The sequence below is a fragment of the Halodesulfovibrio aestuarii DSM 17919 = ATCC 29578 genome, from assembly GCF_000384815.1.
GTDB lineage: Bacteria > Desulfobacterota > Desulfovibrionia > Desulfovibrionales > Desulfovibrionaceae > Halodesulfovibrio > Halodesulfovibrio aestuarii.
This window is the reverse complement of the sequence record NZ_ARQF01000020.1, coordinates 734,822-755,410: the sequence shown is the minus strand read 5'-3', so window position 1 is coordinate 755,410 and position 20,589 is coordinate 734,822. Positions and strand designations below refer to the sequence as shown.

The 20,589-nt window shown below is 45.8% G+C and carries 17 protein-coding genes; 14 read left to right on the top strand and 3 right to left on the bottom strand.

The features are described 5' to 3' along the window. Nucleotides 1–74: 74 nt before the first annotated feature. Nucleotides 75–3,035: a DEAD/DEAH box helicase gene (locus F461_RS0109370; protein WP_026364714.1), complete on the top strand. Its 2,961-nt coding sequence runs from the start codon at nucleotides 75–77 to the stop codon at nucleotides 3,033–3,035. Nucleotides 3,036–3,417: 382 nt separating this feature from the next. On the opposite strand, the gene cobT is transcribed toward F461_RS0109370, so the two are convergent. Beyond that, nucleotides 3,418–4,533, bottom strand: coding sequence for a nicotinate-nucleotide--dimethylbenzimidazole phosphoribosyltransferase (gene cobT / locus F461_RS0109365; RefSeq protein WP_051089207.1), 1,116 nt, complete (start codon nucleotides 4,531–4,533; stop codon nucleotides 3,418–3,420). Nucleotides 4,534–4,721: 188 nt separating this feature from the next. Here cobT and F461_RS0109360 point away from each other — a divergent pair, with 188 nt between their 5' ends. The 10 genes from F461_RS0109360 to F461_RS0109315 all read left to right on the top strand — a co-directional run bounded on the left by F461_RS0109360 (nucleotide 4,722) and on the right by F461_RS0109315 (nucleotide 14,784). Continuing rightward, the gene (locus tag F461_RS0109360; RefSeq protein ID WP_020000894.1) at nucleotides 4,722–6,077 is read left to right on the top strand and encodes a trypsin-like peptidase domain-containing protein; all 1,356 of its coding nucleotides are present in this window, start codon (nucleotides 4,722–4,724) and stop codon (nucleotides 6,075–6,077) included. A gap of 212 nt (nucleotides 6,078–6,289) precedes the next feature. Then, the gene (locus F461_RS0109355; RefSeq protein WP_020000893.1) at nucleotides 6,290–6,478 is read left to right on the top strand and encodes a ferredoxin; all 189 of its coding nucleotides are present in this window, start codon (nucleotides 6,290–6,292) and stop codon (nucleotides 6,476–6,478) included. Between the two features lie 376 nt (nucleotides 6,479–6,854). Beyond that, nucleotides 6,855–7,526 (top strand): YkgJ family cysteine cluster protein, encoded by a 672-nt coding sequence (locus F461_RS0109350; RefSeq protein WP_020000892.1) that lies wholly within the window; start codon nucleotides 6,855–6,857, stop codon nucleotides 7,524–7,526. Next, nucleotides 7,526–7,915, top strand: coding sequence for a hypothetical protein (locus tag F461_RS0109345; protein ID WP_020000891.1), 390 nt, complete (start codon nucleotides 7,526–7,528; stop codon nucleotides 7,913–7,915). Before F461_RS0109350 ends, F461_RS0109345 begins: the two co-directional genes overlap by 1 nt. After that, a complete protein-coding gene (locus F461_RS0109340) occupies nucleotides 7,905–8,537 on the top strand; it encodes a tetratricopeptide repeat protein (RefSeq protein WP_020000890.1) in 633 nt (210 codons plus the stop codon). Before F461_RS0109345 ends, F461_RS0109340 begins: the two co-directional genes overlap by 11 nt. A gap of 430 nt (nucleotides 8,538–8,967) precedes the next feature. Continuing rightward, a complete protein-coding gene (gene ftsE / locus F461_RS0109335) occupies nucleotides 8,968–9,675 on the top strand; it encodes a cell division ATP-binding protein FtsE (RefSeq protein WP_020000889.1) in 708 nt (235 codons plus the stop codon). Beyond that, entirely contained in the window at nucleotides 9,675–10,547 is an 873-nt protein-coding gene (locus F461_RS0109330; protein ID WP_020000888.1) for a cell division protein FtsX, read from the top strand. The genes ftsE and F461_RS0109330 overlap by 1 nt, the downstream gene beginning before the upstream one ends. 63 nt (nucleotides 10,548–10,610) lie before the next feature. After that, entirely contained in the window at nucleotides 10,611–12,278 is a 1,668-nt protein-coding gene (gene ilvD / locus F461_RS0109325) for a dihydroxy-acid dehydratase (protein WP_020000887.1), read from the top strand. Nucleotides 12,279–13,106: 828 nt separating this feature from the next. Then, the gene (locus F461_RS0109320; RefSeq protein WP_143154822.1) at nucleotides 13,107–14,102 is read left to right on the top strand and encodes a MerR family transcriptional regulator; all 996 of its coding nucleotides are present in this window, start codon (nucleotides 13,107–13,109) and stop codon (nucleotides 14,100–14,102) included. A gap of 256 nt (nucleotides 14,103–14,358) precedes the next feature. Beyond that, nucleotides 14,359–14,784: an MOSC domain-containing protein gene (locus tag F461_RS0109315; RefSeq protein WP_020000885.1), complete on the top strand. Its 426-nt coding sequence runs from the start codon at nucleotides 14,359–14,361 to the stop codon at nucleotides 14,782–14,784. A gap of 100 nt (nucleotides 14,785–14,884) precedes the next feature. Here the strand turns inward: F461_RS0109315 and ahcY are convergent, their stop codons facing one another. Continuing rightward, the gene (gene ahcY / locus F461_RS0109310; protein ID WP_020000884.1) at nucleotides 14,885–16,324 is read right to left on the bottom strand and encodes an adenosylhomocysteinase; all 1,440 of its coding nucleotides are present in this window, start codon (nucleotides 16,322–16,324) and stop codon (nucleotides 14,885–14,887) included. A 22-nt stretch (nucleotides 16,325–16,346) separates the two neighbouring features. Then, nucleotides 16,347–17,267, bottom strand: a complete 921-nt coding sequence (locus tag F461_RS0109305) for an ArsR/SmtB family transcription factor (protein ID WP_020000883.1) — start codon at nucleotides 17,265–17,267, stop codon at nucleotides 16,347–16,349. 201 nt (nucleotides 17,268–17,468) lie between these two features. On the opposite strand from F461_RS0109305, the gene F461_RS19655 reads away from it, so the two are divergent. The 3 genes from F461_RS19655 to F461_RS0109295 all read left to right on the top strand — a co-directional run bounded on the left by F461_RS19655 (nucleotide 17,469) and on the right by F461_RS0109295 (nucleotide 20,574). Beyond that, nucleotides 17,469–17,678 carry an ArsR family transcriptional regulator gene (locus F461_RS19655; RefSeq protein ID WP_412779042.1) on the top strand — a complete coding sequence of 70 codons (210 nt, stop codon included), beginning with the start codon at nucleotides 17,469–17,471 and terminating at the stop codon, nucleotides 17,676–17,678. 110 nt (nucleotides 17,679–17,788) lie between these two features. Continuing rightward, entirely contained in the window at nucleotides 17,789–18,895 is a 1,107-nt protein-coding gene (gene arsB / locus F461_RS0109300; protein ID WP_020000882.1) for an ACR3 family arsenite efflux transporter, read from the top strand. Between the two features lie 629 nt (nucleotides 18,896–19,524). Further along, nucleotides 19,525–20,574 (top strand): FUSC family protein, encoded by a 1,050-nt coding sequence (locus F461_RS0109295; RefSeq protein WP_020000881.1) that lies wholly within the window; start codon nucleotides 19,525–19,527, stop codon nucleotides 20,572–20,574. Nucleotides 20,575–20,589: the final 15 nt, after the last annotated feature.

The window sequence follows — 20,589 nt, the reverse complement described above, 5'->3', positions numbered from 1 at the left end:
GTCTGACTGTCTTTTGGTGTCATTTCATAGTTTGCAGATTGACTTTAGGGAGGGTGCACAGCATTGTCGGGCTTATGCAAGAGGATAAGGACATTGTAGCGGAATATGTAGACGCATTACGCAAGTCGGAACGTCTTGGCGATCAAGTGGTGTATCACAAAACCTTGCCGGATGTGGATGCGCAGTACGCTGAGAACCGTCGCCCATGGGCACAGGCCATCAAAGATATGCTTGCCATGCAGGGTATAACCTACCTGTATGCACACCAGACTCTCGCCACAGATCATATTCGGGCGGGTAGGCACGTTGTTGTGGCGACGCCGACGGCAAGCGGAAAAAGTCTGGTATACAACCTGCCCGTCATTGAACGTTTTTTACAAGACCCTGATTCACGCGGGTTGTATCTGTTTCCCCTGAAGGCACTGGCGCAGGATCAGTTAAAGACGTTCCAATCGCTTACTGCGCATTGGCCTAAAGACGCACGACCTGAAGCCGCAATTTATGATGGCGATACTACGCCCCATTTTCGAAAAAAAATTCGTACAAAACCACCTACCGTGCTGATGACGAATCCGGAGATGCTACATCTTTCCATCCTCCCGCACCACGAGCAATGGATTGAATTTCTTGCATCCCTGCAATTTATTGTTGTTGATGAAGTTCATACCTATCGCGGTGTTATGGGCTCACATATGGCACAACTTTTTCGCAGGTTGCTCCGTGTATGCAAACAGTACGGGATTTCTCCGACATTTATCTTTTGTTCTGCGACGGTTGGAAATCCTGCCGAGTTATGTGAGAACCTTACGGGCATTGTTCCGACGGTTATTACTGAAAGCGGTGCGCCGCAGGGGAAACGGCATTTTGTATTTATGGACCCGCATCAGAGTCCTTCTTCGGCAGCCATTTCTTTACTCAAATCTGCTTTGATGCGGAATATGCGAACTATTGTGTATACGCAGTCCCGAAAAATGACAGAGCTTATCAGCATGTGGGCTGGACAAAAATCCGGCGCTTTCAAGGATAGAATATCCGCATATCGGGCTGGTTTTCTGCCGGAAGAACGTAGAGAAATTGAGCAAAAAATGTCCAGTGGTGAACTGCTCGCTGTTATCTCAACAAGCGCTTTAGAGTTGGGTATCGACATTGGTGCGCTCGATTTATGTATTCTTGTAGGGTATCCGGGGTCTATTATGTCCACTATGCAGCGTGGTGGACGTGTAGGTCGAAAAAAACAGGAATCCGCAGTGGTGCTTGTGGCAGGTGAAGATGCGCTGGATCAATATTTCATGCGGCATCCTAAAGAATTTTTCTCACGTCCGCCAGAATCCGCTGTGTTGAATCCGCATAATCCTGTGATTTTAAAACGACATCTGGAATGTGCCGCAGCAGAACTTACCCTGCGCATATCCGAAGAATGGATGCAGGAGTCGGAAGTCGTTGCAGCAACGCATGAACTTGAACAGTGCGGATTACTTTTGCGTGATGCTGAAGGCTCAACGATTTTTGCAGCAAAAAAACGTCCGCATCGACATGTTGACCTTCGCGGTGCAGGAAACACTTTCCATATAGAATCAGAAGACGGCACGATTATCGGGAGTGTTGACGGCGTTAAAGCATTTAAAGAAACGCACCCCGGTGCCGTGTATCTGCATAAAGGCCAGACATGGTCAATTACAGAGCTTGATTTTGGTACTCGTACAGCAAAAGCAAAAAAAGGTCGTGTGAACTACTATACACGTACCCGTTGTAACAAGAGCACAGAGATCTTAGAAGTTCTTGATCAGACAATTGTATGGGGCACTCGGCTTTGTTTTGGAAAGCTTCGTGTTACAGAGATTATCAGCGGTTTTGAAAAACGCAGCGTGCAGGGTGGTAAGCTACTCGGTATTACTCCGCTTGAGCTTCCGCCCCTTGTTTTTGAAACAGAAGGCATCTGGTTCGAAGTGCCTCTGGGCGTACAGCGTAAAGTGGAAGACGAGTTTTTACACTTCATGGGTGCAATCCATGCCCTTGAACATGCTATGATTGGGATTCTGCCGATTCTTGTACTTACAGACCGCAACGATCTTGGCGGCATTTCTACCCCCATGCATGCTCAGGTCGGCAAACCCGCCGTCTTTGTTTACGACGGCATGGAAGGTGGCGCAGGTTTGACACGTCACGCGTTCACTATGGCGCAGGAAATTTTTGAACGAACTCTCGCGGCTGTCCGTGATTGTGGTTGTGAGCTCGGTTGCCCAAGCTGTGTGCATTCTCCAAAGTGTGGTTCCGGCAATCGCCCAATCGATAAAGTGGGCAGCATCTTTCTCCTTGAAGAGATGGTTAAGGGTGAGTTTACCCCTCCAGCAGACGAGATCTTTGATGTAGAGCCACTTCCGCAACAGCTCGCTACATCTGCACGCATTGCGCCGAAGGTGCTCAAGGTTGAAGCTGAAAAAAACACAAATCCAGCAACTCCTGATCCAGAAATCCAAGCGGAGCCCCAAAATATTGAGTCTTCGACTCGCTATGCAGTGCTCGACATTGAAACGCAACGCTCAGCGCAGGAAGTGGGAGGCTGGCATCGCGCTGATCTTATGCGCGTATCAGTCGCGGTGCTCTACGATTCCAAGGAAGACAAGTTTATCCATTATATGGAAGAAGACATGCCCGATCTGCTTGAACATCTTAAAGATTTTGACTGCATCATCGGGTTCAACATAATTCGCTTTGATTATAAGGTGCTCTCAGCCTATGCAGAGTACAATCTTAAATCGTTACCGACGCTTGATCTGCTTGATGAAATTCGCAAGCGGCTGAATTACCGTGTATCGTTGGACAATCTCGGTTCTGCAACGCTTAATGCGCCTAAAACTGCTGACGGTCTACAGGCGCTCAAGTGGTGGAAAGAAGGAAAAATTGAAGAAATCGCAACCTATTGCGAGGCAGACGTGCGCATTACCCGCGATATCTATCTCTACGGTAAAGAGCATGGCTATCTGCTCTTTACCAACAAGGCAAAGCAAAAGGTACGCGTGCCTATTGCATGGTAGTACCGATGGTCGTGATGGGTGCCTGTTGTTTTTGCCGGAGATTGTCAGTGGGGCGCCTTTGGCGCGTTTTTATTTGTCTCCCCCAGACCCCCCTTCCTAAAACTTTTATTATGCGAAGAACACCCGTAGATAACTTCCCCACGCGGCTTAACTTTACTGACTTGAACAATAACAAAAGGGCTGTCCTCTATATGTGGGACAGCCCTTTTAAATTTCTAAAAAGGTAGTGGAGCATAAGCCGCGAGGTTACGTAAAAAAACGTATTTGTCTCGCAGGTAAAAGTCTTTGGAGATTCCTAAGAACACTTTCTACAGAAAGGTTCTTAGGCCGCCGGAGGCTCGTCAAAGACCCGCCGGAGGCAAAGAATGTAGCAGATTCATCACTACAGATTTTCAGGAGGTTCTACGTCAGCGTCGCTGTAGGTGGTCATTTGATTATAGGTGTTGCAGGCACAGCGCATGAGGAAGAGGGCAAGCGGCACGCCGCTGCCTTCGCCGAGTCGCAGGCCGAGGTCATGGAGTGCGTCAATATCGAGTTTTGCGAGAATTTGTTTGTGTCCTGCCTCAGCTGATGCGTGCGAGAAGAATGCGTAGTCTTTTACAGTTGGGCAGAGTTTCCATGCTGCTGTGTATGCAGCTGTTGCGATGAAGCCGTCGAGAAGTACGAGTTGGTTGTTTGCTGCACCACCGAGGATGAGTCCTGCGAGGGCCGCTATTTCGTAGCCGCCGAGGGCGGCGAGGATGTCGATGGGATCTTCGGATTCTATTGTGGCTGAATGTAGTGAGAGGGCGCGTTCGATAACACTGGTTTTACGTGTAACACCTTCGGGGTCGAGACCGCCGCCTGCTCCAGTAATATCTTGCGGGAGAAGATTCAGGTAAGCGCAGTAAAGAGCTGTTGACGGAGTCGTGTTTGATACCCCCATCTCTCCGGTGCCTATAGCCGGGCATCCTTCAGCAAGCGCTTTGTTTGCAAGAGCGGCACCTATGAGTAGCGCCCGTAGGCACATTTCGCGGTTCATCGCTGGTGCTTTTGCGATATTGTTTGTGCCTTGGGCAATCTTACATTGGATGAGCGTCGGATGATTTGGGTAGCTCCCGCCTTTTGAAGCGAGGTCGACAACGTAGAGTTCTGCACCGGCAGTGTTTGCCAGAACATTTATTCCTGCACCACCATCACAAAAATTTTGCACCATCTGACGTGTAACGTCTTGCGTGAAGACTGAGACGCCTTCTTCGTTTACGCCGTGGTCTCCTGCTATTGCGTATATACGTAGCGGGTCAGTTGTAATATTCAGTGTCTTATTTTGAATACAGCATATGCGTACGGCTAGTTCTTCTAATTTGCCAAGACTGCCTATGGGCTTTGTCAAATTATCAAGACGGTGGGTTGCTGCTTTGCGCAGTGTGTCAGAAACCGGCTTGATTCGTTGTAGAAGATCACGCAGCAGAGCTTCATTTTCTGCGGTGTTTTCGTAGGTTGAAACTGGTTCAACCATGATAGCGTGATCCAGCAAAGACGATGTCATACGATCTCCTAAAATAATGGAAAATGATAAGCCGGAAGATGTTGTAGTGTTGACTTTGAGTCTGATGGCTATAGCTTTTTTATCCAGACATACTTACAGTCAGTGTTGCCTGAATATCAGTCTACTATTAACCATCAAGAACAGGATAAAGGTATCTGATGCGCCGAATCTTCGCAATCATCCTTATAGTTATACTTAGTTCAAGTATGGCATTTGCCCAGAATAATTATACAAAATTAAAGAATGAAGGAAGCGTTCGCATAACTCCTGTGGTATCGGCAGTACAAAAAGCCGCGCCTGCTGTTGTAAGTATCAGTACAGACAGAATTGTTGAGCGTGCTGTGAATCCTTTTGCTAATTTATTGCCCCGTAATCCGTTGCTGGAACAATTTTTTCAACGAGGTCAGGGGCGCCGTAAGGTAAAAGAGCAAACTCTTGGCTCCGGTGTGATTATTGATTCCAAGAAAGCAATTGTATTAACGAATGCGCATGTTATTCAGGGTGCAGCGCAGATTAACGTAACCTTGCTTGATGGTCGTATGTTTACCGCAACCTTACTCGGGTCTGATCCGGATTTTGACCTTGCCGTCCTGAAACTTGATAAGGCATCAGATTTACCGGCGCTACCTATGGCACAGTCAGATGATCTGATGCCGGGTGAAACGGTGATCGCTATCGGTAATCCCCTTGGATTCAGCCATACGGTGACAACTGGCGTTGTTTCTGCACTGGATCGTTCTATTAAGACAGATAATTCAACGATTACAGATCTTATCCAGATTGATGCTGCGATTAACCCTGGAAACAGCGGGGGGCCGTTAATTAACCTTGCCGGTGAATTGGTAGGTATTAACACTGCAATGTTGCGCCAGGCTGCGAACATTGGCTTCTCCATTCCCATTGATAAGGCGCGCAGAGCTGTACTGGAGTTGTTGGAAACAGGGCATATTGTTCCGGTATGGTTAGGCCTTTCCGGTCAGAATCTTGATGAAAATACTGCCGCCTGGTTGCAATTGTCATCGACTAAGGGGTTGCTTGTCACTTCGGTGTATGACGGAACTCCTGCTGCAAAAGCCGGGATTAAGTCCGGTGATACCATCGTTGAAATAAATGACAATGCCGTGACGGACCACAGGCACTATGTGCAGTTGTTGAAAAATATGACAAAGGGTGAATCTGTAACTCTTACCTATATGCGTGATGGCGAGCCAGTAACGGCTGCATTGCGAACTGCCCCGTATTCTGAAGCACTTGCAGCCAAACAGTTGCAAAATCGCTGGGGTCTTACCCTGCGGAAGGGAAAAACGTATTTAGCTGTTGAATCGGTACGACAAGGTAGCCCCGCTGCAAAGCTGGGATTACAGGCGGGAGACCTGCTTGTGAACATCAGTGGTAAGAAAATAACAAGTATGAAAGCATTATATCAGGCGTTTTTTACGCACAGGCTTGATTCATCATTGATTCTTTTTGTTGCAAGAGATGGAAAAGGCTACCGTGTGCGTATGGATATATAATGCTATGATTACTGGAAATATTGAATGGCGTATGATAACCACTAAAAAAAAACGCCAAAGCACGAAGATAATGCTGTTCAGCCCTTGACACTGAAGACAGGACAGGGCTAATTGCAGGTTTCGATGAGATTAATGCACCAAACCTAGTCACTAGGTGTTGGTGCTCTAATTACAGGTTCATCAAGAACCAAAATCAAACTTGGAGGATTACCATGGGTTACAACGTTACTGTTGATAAAGACAAATGTACAGGCGACGCAGAATGCGTAGACGTATGTCCAGTTGAAGTTTTCGAAATGCAGGACGGCAAAGCAGAGCCAGCAAACGCAGACGAATGTCTCGGTTGTGAATCCTGTGTTGAAGTTTGTGAAGCAGACGCAATCACTGTTGAAGAAATGTAATTCAACAAGTGCGTTTTTTCGCATGCTTTGATTTTTGAACCGGACAGTGGGGGCAATCTCGCTGTCCGGTTTCATATATGGGGGGGGGCTAACATCTCCGTATAGTAAGTTTACCTTGTTCAATGATCGGCTAGAGCAAAAAATACTTTTTGCTGCAACCGTTGATATTCAACGCATTGCGACAAAAAAAATATTCTGCTGCGGTTCATCCCTTGCCAGTTGGCCATTTCGTTACTAATGATTTGTTGGAAACAGGTGCAAGGTTGCGAGTGCCTGTTCAAACACTACTTAGAAATTTATTGCTCCAATCATTGATGTATAAAAAGGCTACCGAATCCGGACACCTAACGAGTCTGCTGAGGTAGGGAGTTTTCTGATGAAGCTTGATTTTTCTGAATTTTTTGAACAATACGAGGCACTTGTTGCTGAAGTAGATTCTGTTTTTAATCGTGTAGTCGACATGCACGGTGACTGTGTCAGCTGTAATTCCGGGTGTAGTGACTGTTGTCATGCACTGTTTGACATAAGCCTGATTGAAGCGTTGTACATAAATCACAAATTTCTTGAACAGTTCCCGTTTGGTGAAGTGCGTTCTAACATAGTAGAAGCTGCTAACACCGCGGACCGTTTGATCTATAAGCGTAAGCGCCAATTGTACCGCGACTCCATGAAAGGTGCCGAGCCTCGTGAACTGCTTGAGGCAATGGCTAAAGAACGCATCCGTTGTCCACTGCTGGACAACGAAGACAAATGTACCATGTATGATGCTCGTCCTATTACTTGCCGTCTGTATGGTATTCCTACCAATATCGGCGGCAAAGCACATACTTGCGGTCTTTCTAAATTTGAAGCCGGAAAGCCTTATCCTACTGTATCATTAGATATTATTCAGGATCGTCTTGCAAAAATCAGTCTTGATCTATGTAAGGCAATCAAATCTAACTACAAAGAGCTTCCGGGTGTATTTGTTCCTGTGTCAATGGCACTTATTACCAATTACGACGAAGAATATCTTGGCCTTAAAGAGCCAAAGAAGAAGGGCGCGTAATGAGTATTTCCGCGAGCATGTACCGCACTGGTGCAGAGCATGAGTTGACACCGGAAGAAGAAGAACAAAAGCGGTTTATGTATGAACAAATGGCACCACGTCGCCGTAAGTTCATTGACCGTATCGGATATGATAACTGGGACCCGTTCCCGAAACCGAACGATCCTATGGAATTACGTATGGATCTTTCCAAACGTACCACACAACAGCTCGTTCGCGAGTTTCTCCAGTCTCATAGAGGCCAGTATTCCAATGACTATGGTCGCGGCGCATTAGAAACAGCTGTGGGCATTGTTAATAAGGATGAGAAGTACCGCGGCGTTTTCGATTTCTGCGTTTGGTATTACAACCTCTTGATTGAAGAAGGGCATATAAATCATGACGACTAAAGATTTCGCAAGTATCGAAGAATATATTGCATTTTTACGTAAAGAGATTGATGAGAACCCGGAGTGTGCTAACCACCATTACAACCTTGGTGTAGCACTTCTTTCCGCTCGTGACTGGAGTGGTGCAGAGGCTGCATTTCTTGAGTGTGTGCGTAACTCCAGCCGTTTCGCTGAAGCATACGTACAGCTTGGCGGTATCTGTATGCAGCGCAATGATCTTGAAGGTTGTATGCAGTACAACAAAGAAGCTGCACAGTGTCGCGCTAAGTTCCCTGTGCCTTGGGCAAACATGGCATTTGTTCACCTTCAGCAGGGTAATGCTGAAGAAGCAATTAAATGCGCTATGAAAGCCCTTAAATGGGATGCTGACTTTGTTCAGGCTCAGGCTACTATTGCTTCTGCACACTATATGCTCGGCGAACTTGATGAGAGCGAAAAAGTTTCTAAAAAAGCTATTGCCAGCTATCCTGCATTTGCACCTGCATATAACAACCTCGCCCTCGTTGCTCTTGAGCGTGGCGACTTTGCAGTTGCAATTGAAAACGTAGATAAAGCTGTTGAACTCGGCTTCGAAGTTGATCCTAACTTCCTCGCTGAACTTGCTCCGCACCGCGAAGCATAAATACAACAATAGAGCGTTGCTGCCTCCGGCGGTTAACACGTATTGCTGTGCGCAAAGCGCCCGTTATTCATTATTCCGTGGCGTATGCATCTTGTTTGTTAAGTAAAAGGCTGTCCTTCATATGAAGGACAGCCTTTTTTGTTGTTGAGAAAGACTACAGAAAGTATACTTTGCAGACTGTGCTTAACAGATAATAAAGAAAATTTTTTTGCTTTTACAAAATCAATAGATACTAATAGTTGGCGCAGGTCAGAGTTGGTAAGGGATAATCGATAATTTATTTTTCGTTTTGTATTATCCTAGCAGACTGTCATTCCTTGAAAAGAACATGACTAGTGCGTATCCTGCTCTGTCCGTGTGTAAATTTTGTTGATTTTTACATAATTGTATACAACAAATATCCATCAGCTTCTTACAAGGCAGGAGTGTTTTGCTTAACGTTACAAACCTATCGCATAATTTCGGGCCGTACTGGGCATTGAAAAACTGTTCTTTTTCATTGAAGAAGGGGGAATTTCTTTTTCTAACGGGCTCATCCGGTGCCGGCAAAACAACGTTGCTGCGTTTGTTATATGCTTCGCTTCCGGTTATGCGCGGTAATGTAAATGTTGCGGGGTACAATTTAAAGTCGTTACCCGCGCGGCAGATTCCCAACCTGCGCCGGCAGGTAAGTGTTGTTTTTCAGGATTTTAAAATTCTGCCTTACCGTACCGTTTTTCAGAATGTGGCTATGGCTCTTGAGGTTCGAGGGCTCAGCAATATTCATATTGATAGACGGGTACGCGCTGTTGTGCGCGGTTTAGGGCTTGAGTCAAGCATTAATATGCTGTGCGGAGAGCTGTCCGGTGGTGAGCAGCAACGGGTAGCTGTTGCCCGCTCCATTGTGGTAAACCCGAAGATTCTTCTTGCTGATGAACCTACAGGGAATCTGGATGAAGATCTGGCAGCACGTATGATGGATATTTTTAAAAAATTCCACATGCATGGAACAACCGTTGTGCTTGCAACACACAGCAGCAATATTGTGCGAATGCATCCTGAAGCACGTCAGCTCCGGTTGGAGCATGGGAAAATTACTGCCGCGAATTGGCGCGGAGCGGAAATCTTTTCTGATAGCATCGCGGAGGAACACTTATAATGCGTGTATTCTTCAAGCTTATCGGCCAAGGTGTCCGCGACATAGCTCTGCATCCATGGGCGCAGGTAATGACGTTACTTGCCGTTATGTTCACTACTTTTCTTGCCGGACTCATGCTGCTTGGTGTGGGAAATCTGGATAATGAGTTGAGGGTGACACGCGGTGAGATTGCCTTCCAGATATACTGGAAGGAAGGTGCTTCGCCCAAACGGGTTGAAGAGGCATGGCGGACATTACGCAACATGGACGGTGTGGTAGAGGTTCTTACCTATACGCCGGAAGAAGCGTTGAAAGATTTAGGTTCCACGTTCCCGCAGGGCAGTGCAGGAGTGCTGCTGTCAGACAGAAGCCCTCTGCCGTACACCGCAGTGGTCAAGTTTGCGCCTCGTTCAGGTGAGTTGTCCCGCTGGAAAGATACCACGCTGGCTACGCTGCGACGCTTTCCCGATGTTGAAACAGTTCGTTCCAGCAGTTTGAAGGATGAAGTAAGTCGCGCTTGGAAAAAAATTTCCGGAACCGTAACCTATCCGGTTCTGGGGTTTTTGGTGCTGATTCTTTCTATAGCGGTGGGGAACACCATGAAGCTTTCGCTCATCAGTAGACAAGATGAAATTGAAATTCTCAAACTGGTGGGTGCCAAAAACTGGTATATTCGAACTCCGCTGTTAGTTGGCGGCGCACTGCTCGGCAGTGTCGGCGGTATGCTCGGTGTTGTTGGGTTATATGCAACATGGTGGAATTTAAAAGATACGTTTAATTTTGCACCGCTCTATTGGCAACTCCACTTTCTGCCTGTTGACCAAGCATTATTACTGGTGGTTATACCGATGTGTGTCGGTTGTATCAGTAGCTGGGTTGCTGTACGTAACTAATGCTGTGCGCTGTTGCAGCAGCAAATATTTTGATTGACCAGAAACACTACAGGAAGCTTAACTATGCGTAGTAAAAAAATGACAGGCGGCCTTGAAAAAGCGCCGCATCGCTCCTTACTGTATGCTCTCGGGCTTACACGCGAAGAAATTTCCCGCCCGCTTGTGGGTGTTGTTAATGCAGCCAACGAGGTGGTTCCCGGTCATATTCATCTGGATACCATTGCGGATGCTGTAAAGGCCGGAATTAGGGCTGCTGGCGGTACTCCTATGGAGTTTCCTGCTATCGCGGTATGTGACGGTCTTGCCATGAACCATGAGGGCATGCGCTTCTCGCTTCCAAGTCGTGAGCTGATTGCTGATTCTATTGAGATTATGGCAACTGCACACCCATTTGACGCTCTTGTGTTTATTCCAAACTGTGACAAATCCGTTCCGGGTATGCTCATGGCTATGCTGCGTATGAACGTACCATCCATACTTGTCAGCGGTGGCCCGATGGCGGCAGGAACAACCAAAGGCGGCGGTGGTGCTGACCTTATCAATGTGTTTGAAGGCGTAGGTCAGGTAAAACTTGGCAAAATGACAGAAGACGAGCTTGAAGACCTTTCTGAGACTGCATGTCCGGGCTGCGGTTCTTGTGCCGGTATGTTCACTGCAAACTCTATGAACTGTCTCTCTGAGACCATCGGCCTTGCCTTGCCGGGTAACGGAACTACTCCTGCAACATCTGCTGCACGTATCCGTCTTGCAAAAACAGCCGGTTTCAAAGTTATGGAACTGCTTGAAAAGAACATTCGCCCGCGTGATATTGTGACGGAAGCATCTGTTTCCAACGCAATCACCGCAGACATGGCGCTCGGTTGTTCCACCAACACTGTATTGCATCTGCCTGCCGTGTTCGGTGAAGCAAATCTTGATATCTCACTCGAGCTTTTCGATAAGATCAGCAAAAGAACACCAAATCTCTGTAAGCTTTCTCCAGCCGGAGATCAGTATATTCAGGATCTCCACAGAGCTGGTGGTATTCCCGCTGTTCTCGCTGAACTGCGGAAAGTAGACGCACTCAACCTCGACGTAATGACCGTTACAGGTAAAACTCTCGGCGAAAATCTAACAGAGATGAAGGCCGCTAACTGTGATCCAACAGTTATTCGTCCAATCGAAAATCCATATTCCAAAGAAGGTGGCATCGCAATTCTCTACGGCTCCCTTGCTCCTGAAGGTGCCGTAGTAAAGCAGTCCGCAGTAGCTCCGGAAATGATGGTACGTACAGCGAATGCGCGCGTGTTTAACTCTGAAGAAGAAGCATTCGAAGCCATCATGGGACAGAAGATCAACAAAGGTGATGCAATTATCATTCGCTACGAAGGGCCTAAAGGTGGTCCGGGTATGCGTGAAATGCTGTCACCAACAGCCGCAATTGCCGGCATTGGACTCGGCTCCGATGTTGCGCTCATCACGGATGGACGTTTCTCCGGTGGTACCCGCGGTGCGGCAATCGGTCACGTTTCTCCGGAAGCAGCAGACGGCGGCATGATTGCGTTTGTGGAAGAAGGCGATAAGGTTGAAATCAATATTCCTGAGCGTAAACTTAATTTGCTTGTAGACGAAGCAACAATTGAAGAACGGAAAAAAGGCTGGAAACCGCTGGAAAAAGAAATCACGTCACCTTTGCTCAAGCGCTACAGCCGGATGGTTAAAAGTGCTTCCTCTGGTGCTGTGTACAAATAAGCACTTGTGTGTTTGCCTTCGGCGATGCCTATTAGAGCGATATCTCCGCAGGTACTTGTCAGCGTAATGGTAAAAGCATTAACAATCGATGAAAGCTTGTAATTGCGAGTTCAGGCAGTTGGTTGTGTGGACTTGCGGTTGATGCTTCATAGCTTTTCAATAAATTGAGAAGGGTTGTCCTCATAAGGTAGGGCAGCCCTTTTTTGTTTAAGTCTTTAGGATAACATTGCATGATAAAATTTTTAATGAGTACGCTTGGTAAGTGCTTTAGCTAGCCGAAATCATCAGCGTTATTACATTGTTTCTAAAATGTTCTTAAAAATGTTCGTAACCTAAAAGTTATGAACAAAATAGTGACATATTATAAACACATTGTTGATAACATAGATAACATCCTTTTATTAAAAGAATAAATTTTACAACAGGTTGTTAATATGTAGCCGTGCGGATGCAGTTGTTTAACCGGGTAGTATCGTACACGTATTGAAAACAATGCAGAAACGATAATGACAATCCGGTCATTGTTGTTTTGGATAGAACGTGACAATGGTACTGCGTAATGGCAGCTCGTAGTTTGTTGCAACAGGCAGGGAGGTCAGCTGACTGTTTTTTGCCCTTTTTGTGGGGTAATGGATGCCAAGTATTGCAGTAAATATCTTGTTCTTTTGGAGGGTAGTGTGCAAAATGCGCGTGGTGCACTATTAAGCAGTACGATGCAGCTATCAAAGGAACAGTATATATTGCTTGTTGCGACCGGATAGTTGCACTCTTGGGGTAAATAACTTATCGATTACGATACCGTTATACTACTGAAGTTGCGAGGAAATCATGAGCCATATGCCTTTGACTCACAAAAGAATTGCCCGAATTTTGGGTGTTTCAGAGACGACTGTTAAAAGTTACAGACGCAAGTTTCCAGATTGTATTCCTGTAGCGAGCAAGGGAAAGCCGATTCAATTCACCGAAGAGGCTCTTGAAGTGTGTCGTATTATACGCGATTTATTTAGCTCCGGCCTTTCAATCGAAGAAACACATCAGCGGCTTGCTGAACGCTTTGACTTTATTGCTCCTCCGGTTTTTGAGGAACCAGAAGAGGAAAATGAAGTTGTGGAAGTTGTTTTGCCTGATGACTATAAGCAGGCCATGAGTAGCCTTGCTACGAGTATGGTGAATCTTTCTTTGAAGCAGGAACAGATGCTGAAAAAAATGAATGCGATCGAATCGCGCTTACAGCAGCTGGGGCTTGCAGATATAAGTTCATCAGAAGAAAGACCGGCAGCTGATCCTGTGCTTACTGAGCTCCGAGTCTTAACGGAACGTACTGAAGCATTGTGGGATGCTATTTCCTGTACTGTTTCTGCTAATACTGCCGCTGGTCAATCCTCAGCCTCCTCTCAACAGGTTGAAGATCAGGTGCAGAAAGCGACAGTACATAGGCTGGTGCCATTGCGGGAGGCTATTTCGCATGATCCACCACGCAACATTCTTGCACTCCCGCTCCTTATTCAGGAAAGGGAAGGGGAATATACTCCACTGCATGGACGCGGGAATAGCCGCATTACCCTCAACGATTTGAGAGCGTCGCTTATGACCCACTTTGTTGAGGAGGATTGCTATACAATTCATTGGTCAGAAAATAATTTCGGCTGGCAGCTCGATCTTCTACAGGAACGGGCTCAGGTTCCACACAACATATGTCTGACCATGGCGCAAACGTCCACGCTGCGCGGGGCAGTTATGGTAATTAAAGATATGACCACAAACGGACATGAAATTACCCCCGGTGCGCTGCAAGATTTTATTACAGATGTCTACTCCCGCTAGCGGGGCTGACTAAAAAATATTGTTATGATTTTCTGAAGGTCAACCTGCTTTATAGGTTGGCCTTTTTTATATTCAATGTGGTGGTGAGTGTTTCTTATGGTATGGAAATAGTGAATAAGTTTGTGTAGGTGCGTTGTTTTGTGCCAATGTGTACTCTAGAATATAAAGATGGTAGTGTAGTAGTAATGTTGCGTACTTTACTTACAACGGACTGTATGTATTCTTCCATTCTTATTATGAATAACGGGGTGTCGTGATGGGGAAAGTCTTAGCTATTTGTATAAGCAAGAAAAAAGGTGAGCAGAAAAAGCCCGTTGAGTCAGCTGTGCTCATTGAAGAGCACGGAATTGAAGGTGATGCACATGCCGGTAGCGGTAGACAAGTAAGTTTGCTTGCTGTTGAAAGCGTGGATAAAATGCGTCATAAGCTGCCGACCCTGAAGGCAGGAGATTTTGCTGAAAATTTACTTGTAAGCGGATTTCCAATTACTTTTTTACGTGTTGGACAACAGTTTTCTATTGGTTCAACATTACTTGAGCTGACCCAGATTGGTAAGAAATGCCATTCCAAATGTGAAATACATAAAGCTGTCGGGTTTTGTGTGATGCCAACTGAAGGTATTTTTGCACGAGTCCTTAAGGGCGGTGAGATCCATACTGGAGATGAAATAACATTGCTATAGTAATGTGTTACGGCACAAGTTTTTCCAGTGAGTATGTGTAAAAAAAGGCTGTTTCTTTTTAAAGAAACAGCCTTTTTTTACTTCTATGTCCAATACCGGCTTAGTAGCGGTAGTGATCTGCTTTGAACGGACCGTTTTGGTCGATGCCGAGGTACTCTGCCTGAGCTTTGGTAAGCTTGGTGAGTTTCGCATCAAGACGATCAAGGTGAAGACGTGCAACTTCTTCGTCGAGGTGTTTAGGCAGGGTGTATACCTTGTTCTCGAGGGAATCATTAGAGGCAAGCTCGATTTGAGCAAGTGCCTGGTTGGTGAAGGAGTTGGACATTACGAAAGATGGGTGACCTGTTGCGCAACCGAGGTTAACGAGACGGCCTTCTGCAAGTACGATAATGCTGCGACCGGACTGGAGAGTCCATTTATCTACCTGAGGCTTAATATTGAGAACGGAACAACCGTTGTCACCTTCAAGGTAAGCCATATCGATTTCGTTATCAAAGTGACCGATGTTACAAACGATAGCTTCGTCTTTCATTTTTTCCATGTGTGCTCCGGTGATAACATTGAAGTTACCGGTAGCAGTCACAAAGATATCTGCGGATTCAACTACGTCTTCGAGTGTAACAACGTCGTAGCCTTCCATTGCAGCCTGAAGTGCGCAGATAGGATCAATTTCAGTAATCGCAACGCGAGCACCGAATCCGCGCATAGATTGTGCACAACCTTTACCAACGTCACCGTAACCGAGAACAACAACGGATTTACCAGCAATCATGATGTCGGTAGCGCGTTTGATACCGTCAGCAAGTGATTCGCGGCAGCCGTAGAGGTTGTCAAACTTAGATTTGGTAACAGAGTCGTTAACGTTGATTGCAGGGAAAAGAAGAGCATTCTCTTTTTCCATCTGGTAGAGACGGTGAACGCCGGTGGTGGTTTCTTCAGAAACACCTTTTATTTTTTCAGCAATACGGGTCCATTTGCCAGGATTTTCCTGAAGGGACAGAGCGATACGATCCATAACGATCTGGAACTCTTTGTTGTCGTATGCTTTTTCAACGAGGGAATTGTCTTTTTCTGCTTCAACGCCTTTGTGGATAAGCATGGTTGCGTCGCCGCCGTCATCCACGATGAGGTCCGGGCCGGAACCGTCAGGCCATGTGAGAGCCTGCTCAGTGCACCACCAGTATTCCTCAAGAGTTTCGCCTTTCCATGCGAAAACTTTTGCCATACCGGAATCAACAATAGCTGCTGCAGCATGATCCTGTGTGGAGAAAATGTTACAGGAAGCCCAACGGATATCTGCGCCAAGGGCGTGCAGAGTCTTGATGAGCATAGCGGTCTGGATTGTCATGTGCAGGGAGCCCATGATTTTAAGACCTTTCAGTGGCTTGCTTTCGCCGTATTTTTTGATGGTCTCCATGAGGCCCGGCATTTCACGTTCAGAAATCTGCATTTCTTTGTGGCCGAAGTCAGCAAGAGACATGTCAGCGACTTTATTTTCAAGGCTCAGGTCAAGCTTGATAGCGCGGTTTGCGTCAGTCATTTCTCAATTTCTCCTAAGAAATTTATTGTGTATTTTCTGCTACAATAAGATGAATTGTCAGCCCGTTGCGCACAGGGTGCAATGAACTTTGGCGCAATGCAAAGCCAGCTTCTGTGAGTTTAAGAGCTAAATTTGTCATATCAAAACCGAGCCAGCGGTCACCGTAGTCCGCACGCATCTTTTCGTTGTCGTGCTTATCAAAGTCGGCAAGCACAAGCAGGCCGCCTTTGCGGAGAACGCGTCGGATTTCTTTTAGCGATTTTCCCGGGTGGGAAAGGTGATGCAATACCATGTTGATGGTCGCGAAATCTGCTTCGCCATCGCGTAATGGAAGATGTTCAAGATCACCGATACGTAATGATACGCGGTCTTCATCTTCAACAAGTCTGCGTTTTGCAAGTTCTAACATGCGGGGAGAACCGTCAACGCCGATAATGTTAAGCGAACGCTCTAACATGCGCTCAAGCAGAGTTCCTGTTCCGCAGCCTAAATCTACAGCAACTTTGCAGCGCGGCATACGCTCGAGAATAGCACCGGGCAAGTCGAACTCTCCGATAACTTCACGGTTGAGTTGATCCCAGTCTTCGGCAATGGCATTGAAGAACTGTTTTGTTTTGCGAACTCGTTCTTCAATAATGGTTGCTGCCATTTCCATATCTGAATCAAGAGTTTCGTCGTTGTCGATAAATGGTGCAACAGCGTCGATAAACTCTCTTCCTTCGCCTTCTGTTGGCGCACTGTAAAAAACCCATAATCCGTCACGACGGGAGCTTAACAGACCGGCTCCTGTGAGGATTTTAAGATGGCGGGAAACGCGGGACTGCCCCATTTCAAGGATAGTTACAAGCTCGTTTACACTTAGCTCGTACCTGTTGAGAACGTGCAGTAATCTTAGGCGGGTTTCATCTGCCAGCGCCTTGAATACAGGAAGTATGGTCGACATAATAAATTCCTATGCTATTTTCGGCTGTCTTGATTAAATTGCATCAAGAAAAGTTGATACAGCTTTATCTAAGGTTGGGGATACAGTCAAGTAGATCAATCTTGAATATCAATACATATTGATATTGTTCAATGGTTATTTATCACTGCACTTGTGGGTTAATCCGCTCAAAATTACTTACAATATTAAAGCGAAAAGCCCTTGCCTATTCGACCCGATTGCGAATCGTTCGAACTATGTGTCTGCGACCTAATGGAGGCCTTAGTGTTGTCACAATCTTGGGTCTCTAGGTATTTGTCTTTTTTGAAAAAAAACAGGATGGGGTGTCAGCAGACGAAGCGGGAAGTTGGTTACTGTAGTTTGGCCGAGCCCGATGATCTTACACAGGCTCGCATTATGACTATCCTGTGAAAAGTTTACCGATGGCTCCTCAGACAGCGGGGGATTATCATCGTCTTTGCCGCTATCTCGAAAACAAAAACACCAAAAATTGTAATTAAATGGTTCTGCAAGGAGCAAATATGCCCAATTCAGTTGTGAAAAAACTTTCTTTTCTGGATCGTTATTTAACACTCTGGATATTTCTAGCCATGTTCATAGGGGTTGGCGGTGGGTATTTCTATCCCAATATTAAGACGCATATAAACTCATTTCAGGTTGGCACAACCAACATCCCCATCGCCATCGGTCTTATTCTTATGATGTACCCGCCTCTTGCCAAAGTGAAGTATGAACAACTTGGTCAGGTCTTTTGTAATGTTAAGATCCTCGCCCTGTCACTCGTGCAGAACTGGATTATCGGTCCAATTTTGATGTTCGGGCTGGCTGTAACGTTTCTCTCCGGGTATCATGAATACATGGTAGGCCTTATTCTAATTGGCCTTGCCCGGTGTATCGCCATGGTTATTGTCTGGAACGACCTTGCCAAGGGCGACACTGAATACTGCGCGGGATTGGTAGCCTTTAACTCCATCTTTCAAGTCATCTTCTTTTCCGTATATGCCTACTTGTTTATTACAGTGCTTCCAGATTGGTTTGGTTTTCAGGGCGCTGTAGTAGATATTTCAATTGGGCAGATAGCGGAGAGTGTCTTCATCTATCTTGGTATTCCATTTTTGGGTGGGATGATCACTCGCTTCGTAGGGATACGTTTGAAGGGGCAAGAGTGGTACGAGCAATCATTCATTCCACTCATCAGTCCATTAACGCTGGTGTTTCTGTTGTTCACCATTGTCGTTATGTTCTCACTCAAAGGTGATATGGTTGTTCAGCTTCCGCTCGACGTTATGCGTATTGCGATTCCTTTAACCATATACTTTCTCGTAATGTTTTTGCTTTCCTTCTATCTTTCTTTCAAAGCGGACGCGACATACGAGCAAGCTGCAACTCTGAGTTTTACAGCGGCATCAAACAACTTTGAACTTGCCATAGCAGTTGCAATTGCTGTGTTCGGTATTAATTCAGGTGAAGCTTTTGCTGCTGTTATTGGCCCTCTGGTCGAAGTTCCGGTGCTCATTGCACTTGTTAATGTTGCCCTCTTTTTTAAACGTAAATATTTTCCGAACGCTGTAGAAAGCATTTCCGGAGTGTGTCATGTAAAATGCTCCTCGCCTGAAAATGAAGCGTAATGTGTCTAACGGCTTTACAAGATCCGATAGCACAAAAAAAGCAGTTAGGCTTGGTTAGCGTACCTGCTTAAAAAATAGCTTTTACAACGCATAACCTTTTATATCTTTACATCCACGCTATCTCCACTGAATCGGGCATGGGTCTTCCCTTTCATTCAAGCGACTGGATATTTATCTGAGTGCAGACCTGCCTTTTCCTCTTTCAGCAAAAAATCTGAAGACAGATTCTAAAAAACAATTTGTGGATGTGATTATATTCTAATGATGAGATCGCTGGCATCAAAAGCAGTCTTCAATGTGCATGATGTGTTTTGAAGAAAAGACGACGATGAGATCGTTATCGTTACATGTATAAAAAAAGGATAAGGAACTTTTACTATCGATAAAGAAGATGGTAAATCGTAACTGACGATGAAAAGAGGCTTTTATTGAGTATAGCAATCCGCTATCGTAGCTAAGCATGCTTTTTATGAAATAGGGTGAGGACAAAATTCTTGCATGTGTTCTCAGCTTGCTATACTTCTTGCGCGAAGCAAAGAGGCATAAAAAATTTTACGGATATATTACTTGCAGATAGTATTTTGCTGCGAGAAATCCGCACAGACTGCCTGCTCAACAGGAGCGTTGAAATGCTGTTTTTTGGCTCGCGCCAACGGGCGGAATATGTAAAGTACGGCATAAAAACTGCACTTGCTGCACTTCTTTCTTATTTCGTAGCCTCACTAACCGACCCAAATTTAGGGTTCTGGGCTGTTATTAGCGCTGTTATTGTTATGCAGCGTAACGTTGCTGCGTCTATGCAGATGTGTGGATACCGCCTTGTAGGTACCGCAATCGGCGCAACAATGGGTATGACCGCGCTTTATATTGTCCCTCCAACTGACCATGGACGGCTTGCAGGATTCCTTGTGACCGTGGGTATCTGTGCGTATCTTAAGCGCTATACAAATCGTTTTTCCATGGCTGCGATCACCGTTACCATTGTTATGCTGGCGCCTCAGGCATCCGGTGACTACATTCATTACGCCCTTTTTCGAGTTGCAGAAATTAGTATAGGTGTTTGCTCGACATTTATCGTAGCGCTTTTTGTTTGGCCGCATCATGCCAGTTGTGAGCTAAAAGAACGTTTACAGGAACAGTTTACTCGCTGCGCAGTAAAATACGAGAGCATTGTTAACTCCTTTCTGACGCTGAAGTGTGATTCCAGCAAAGGCATGCTTGCTGATCTGGAAGATGAGATTCATTATAATCGTGAGTTGTTCCGTGGATATTTGCGTCACGAACGCTTATTTGTTGATGATGATTCAGCCATGCTCGATATTAAAATTGAAACCCTTGTGCAATGTGTAGAACATTTACACGCAATGCTTCATGTTGTGCGCGAATTGAATGACAGCGAATACTGTATAATTATGGAAGCTGAAATTCGTAAGGTTGTGAAGGAGTCGCAGGATGTTATGCGTGCTGTTGGCCGCAACGTGATTCCTGATACTCGTAAGTTGGAGCAAGCTTTGTACAGTGCAGATAAACGACTTGAAACTCTTCGTGCTGACGGGATGATCCGGAGATTTACTATGCGTGACATGATGCAGGTTGTCAGTTTTTACCATAGCGTCCAGCAGATGGGCGAAGATCTGCTTCTTTCTGTACAGAGGCAGAATAAGTATAAACGTATTTAGCGACGGTTTTTATTG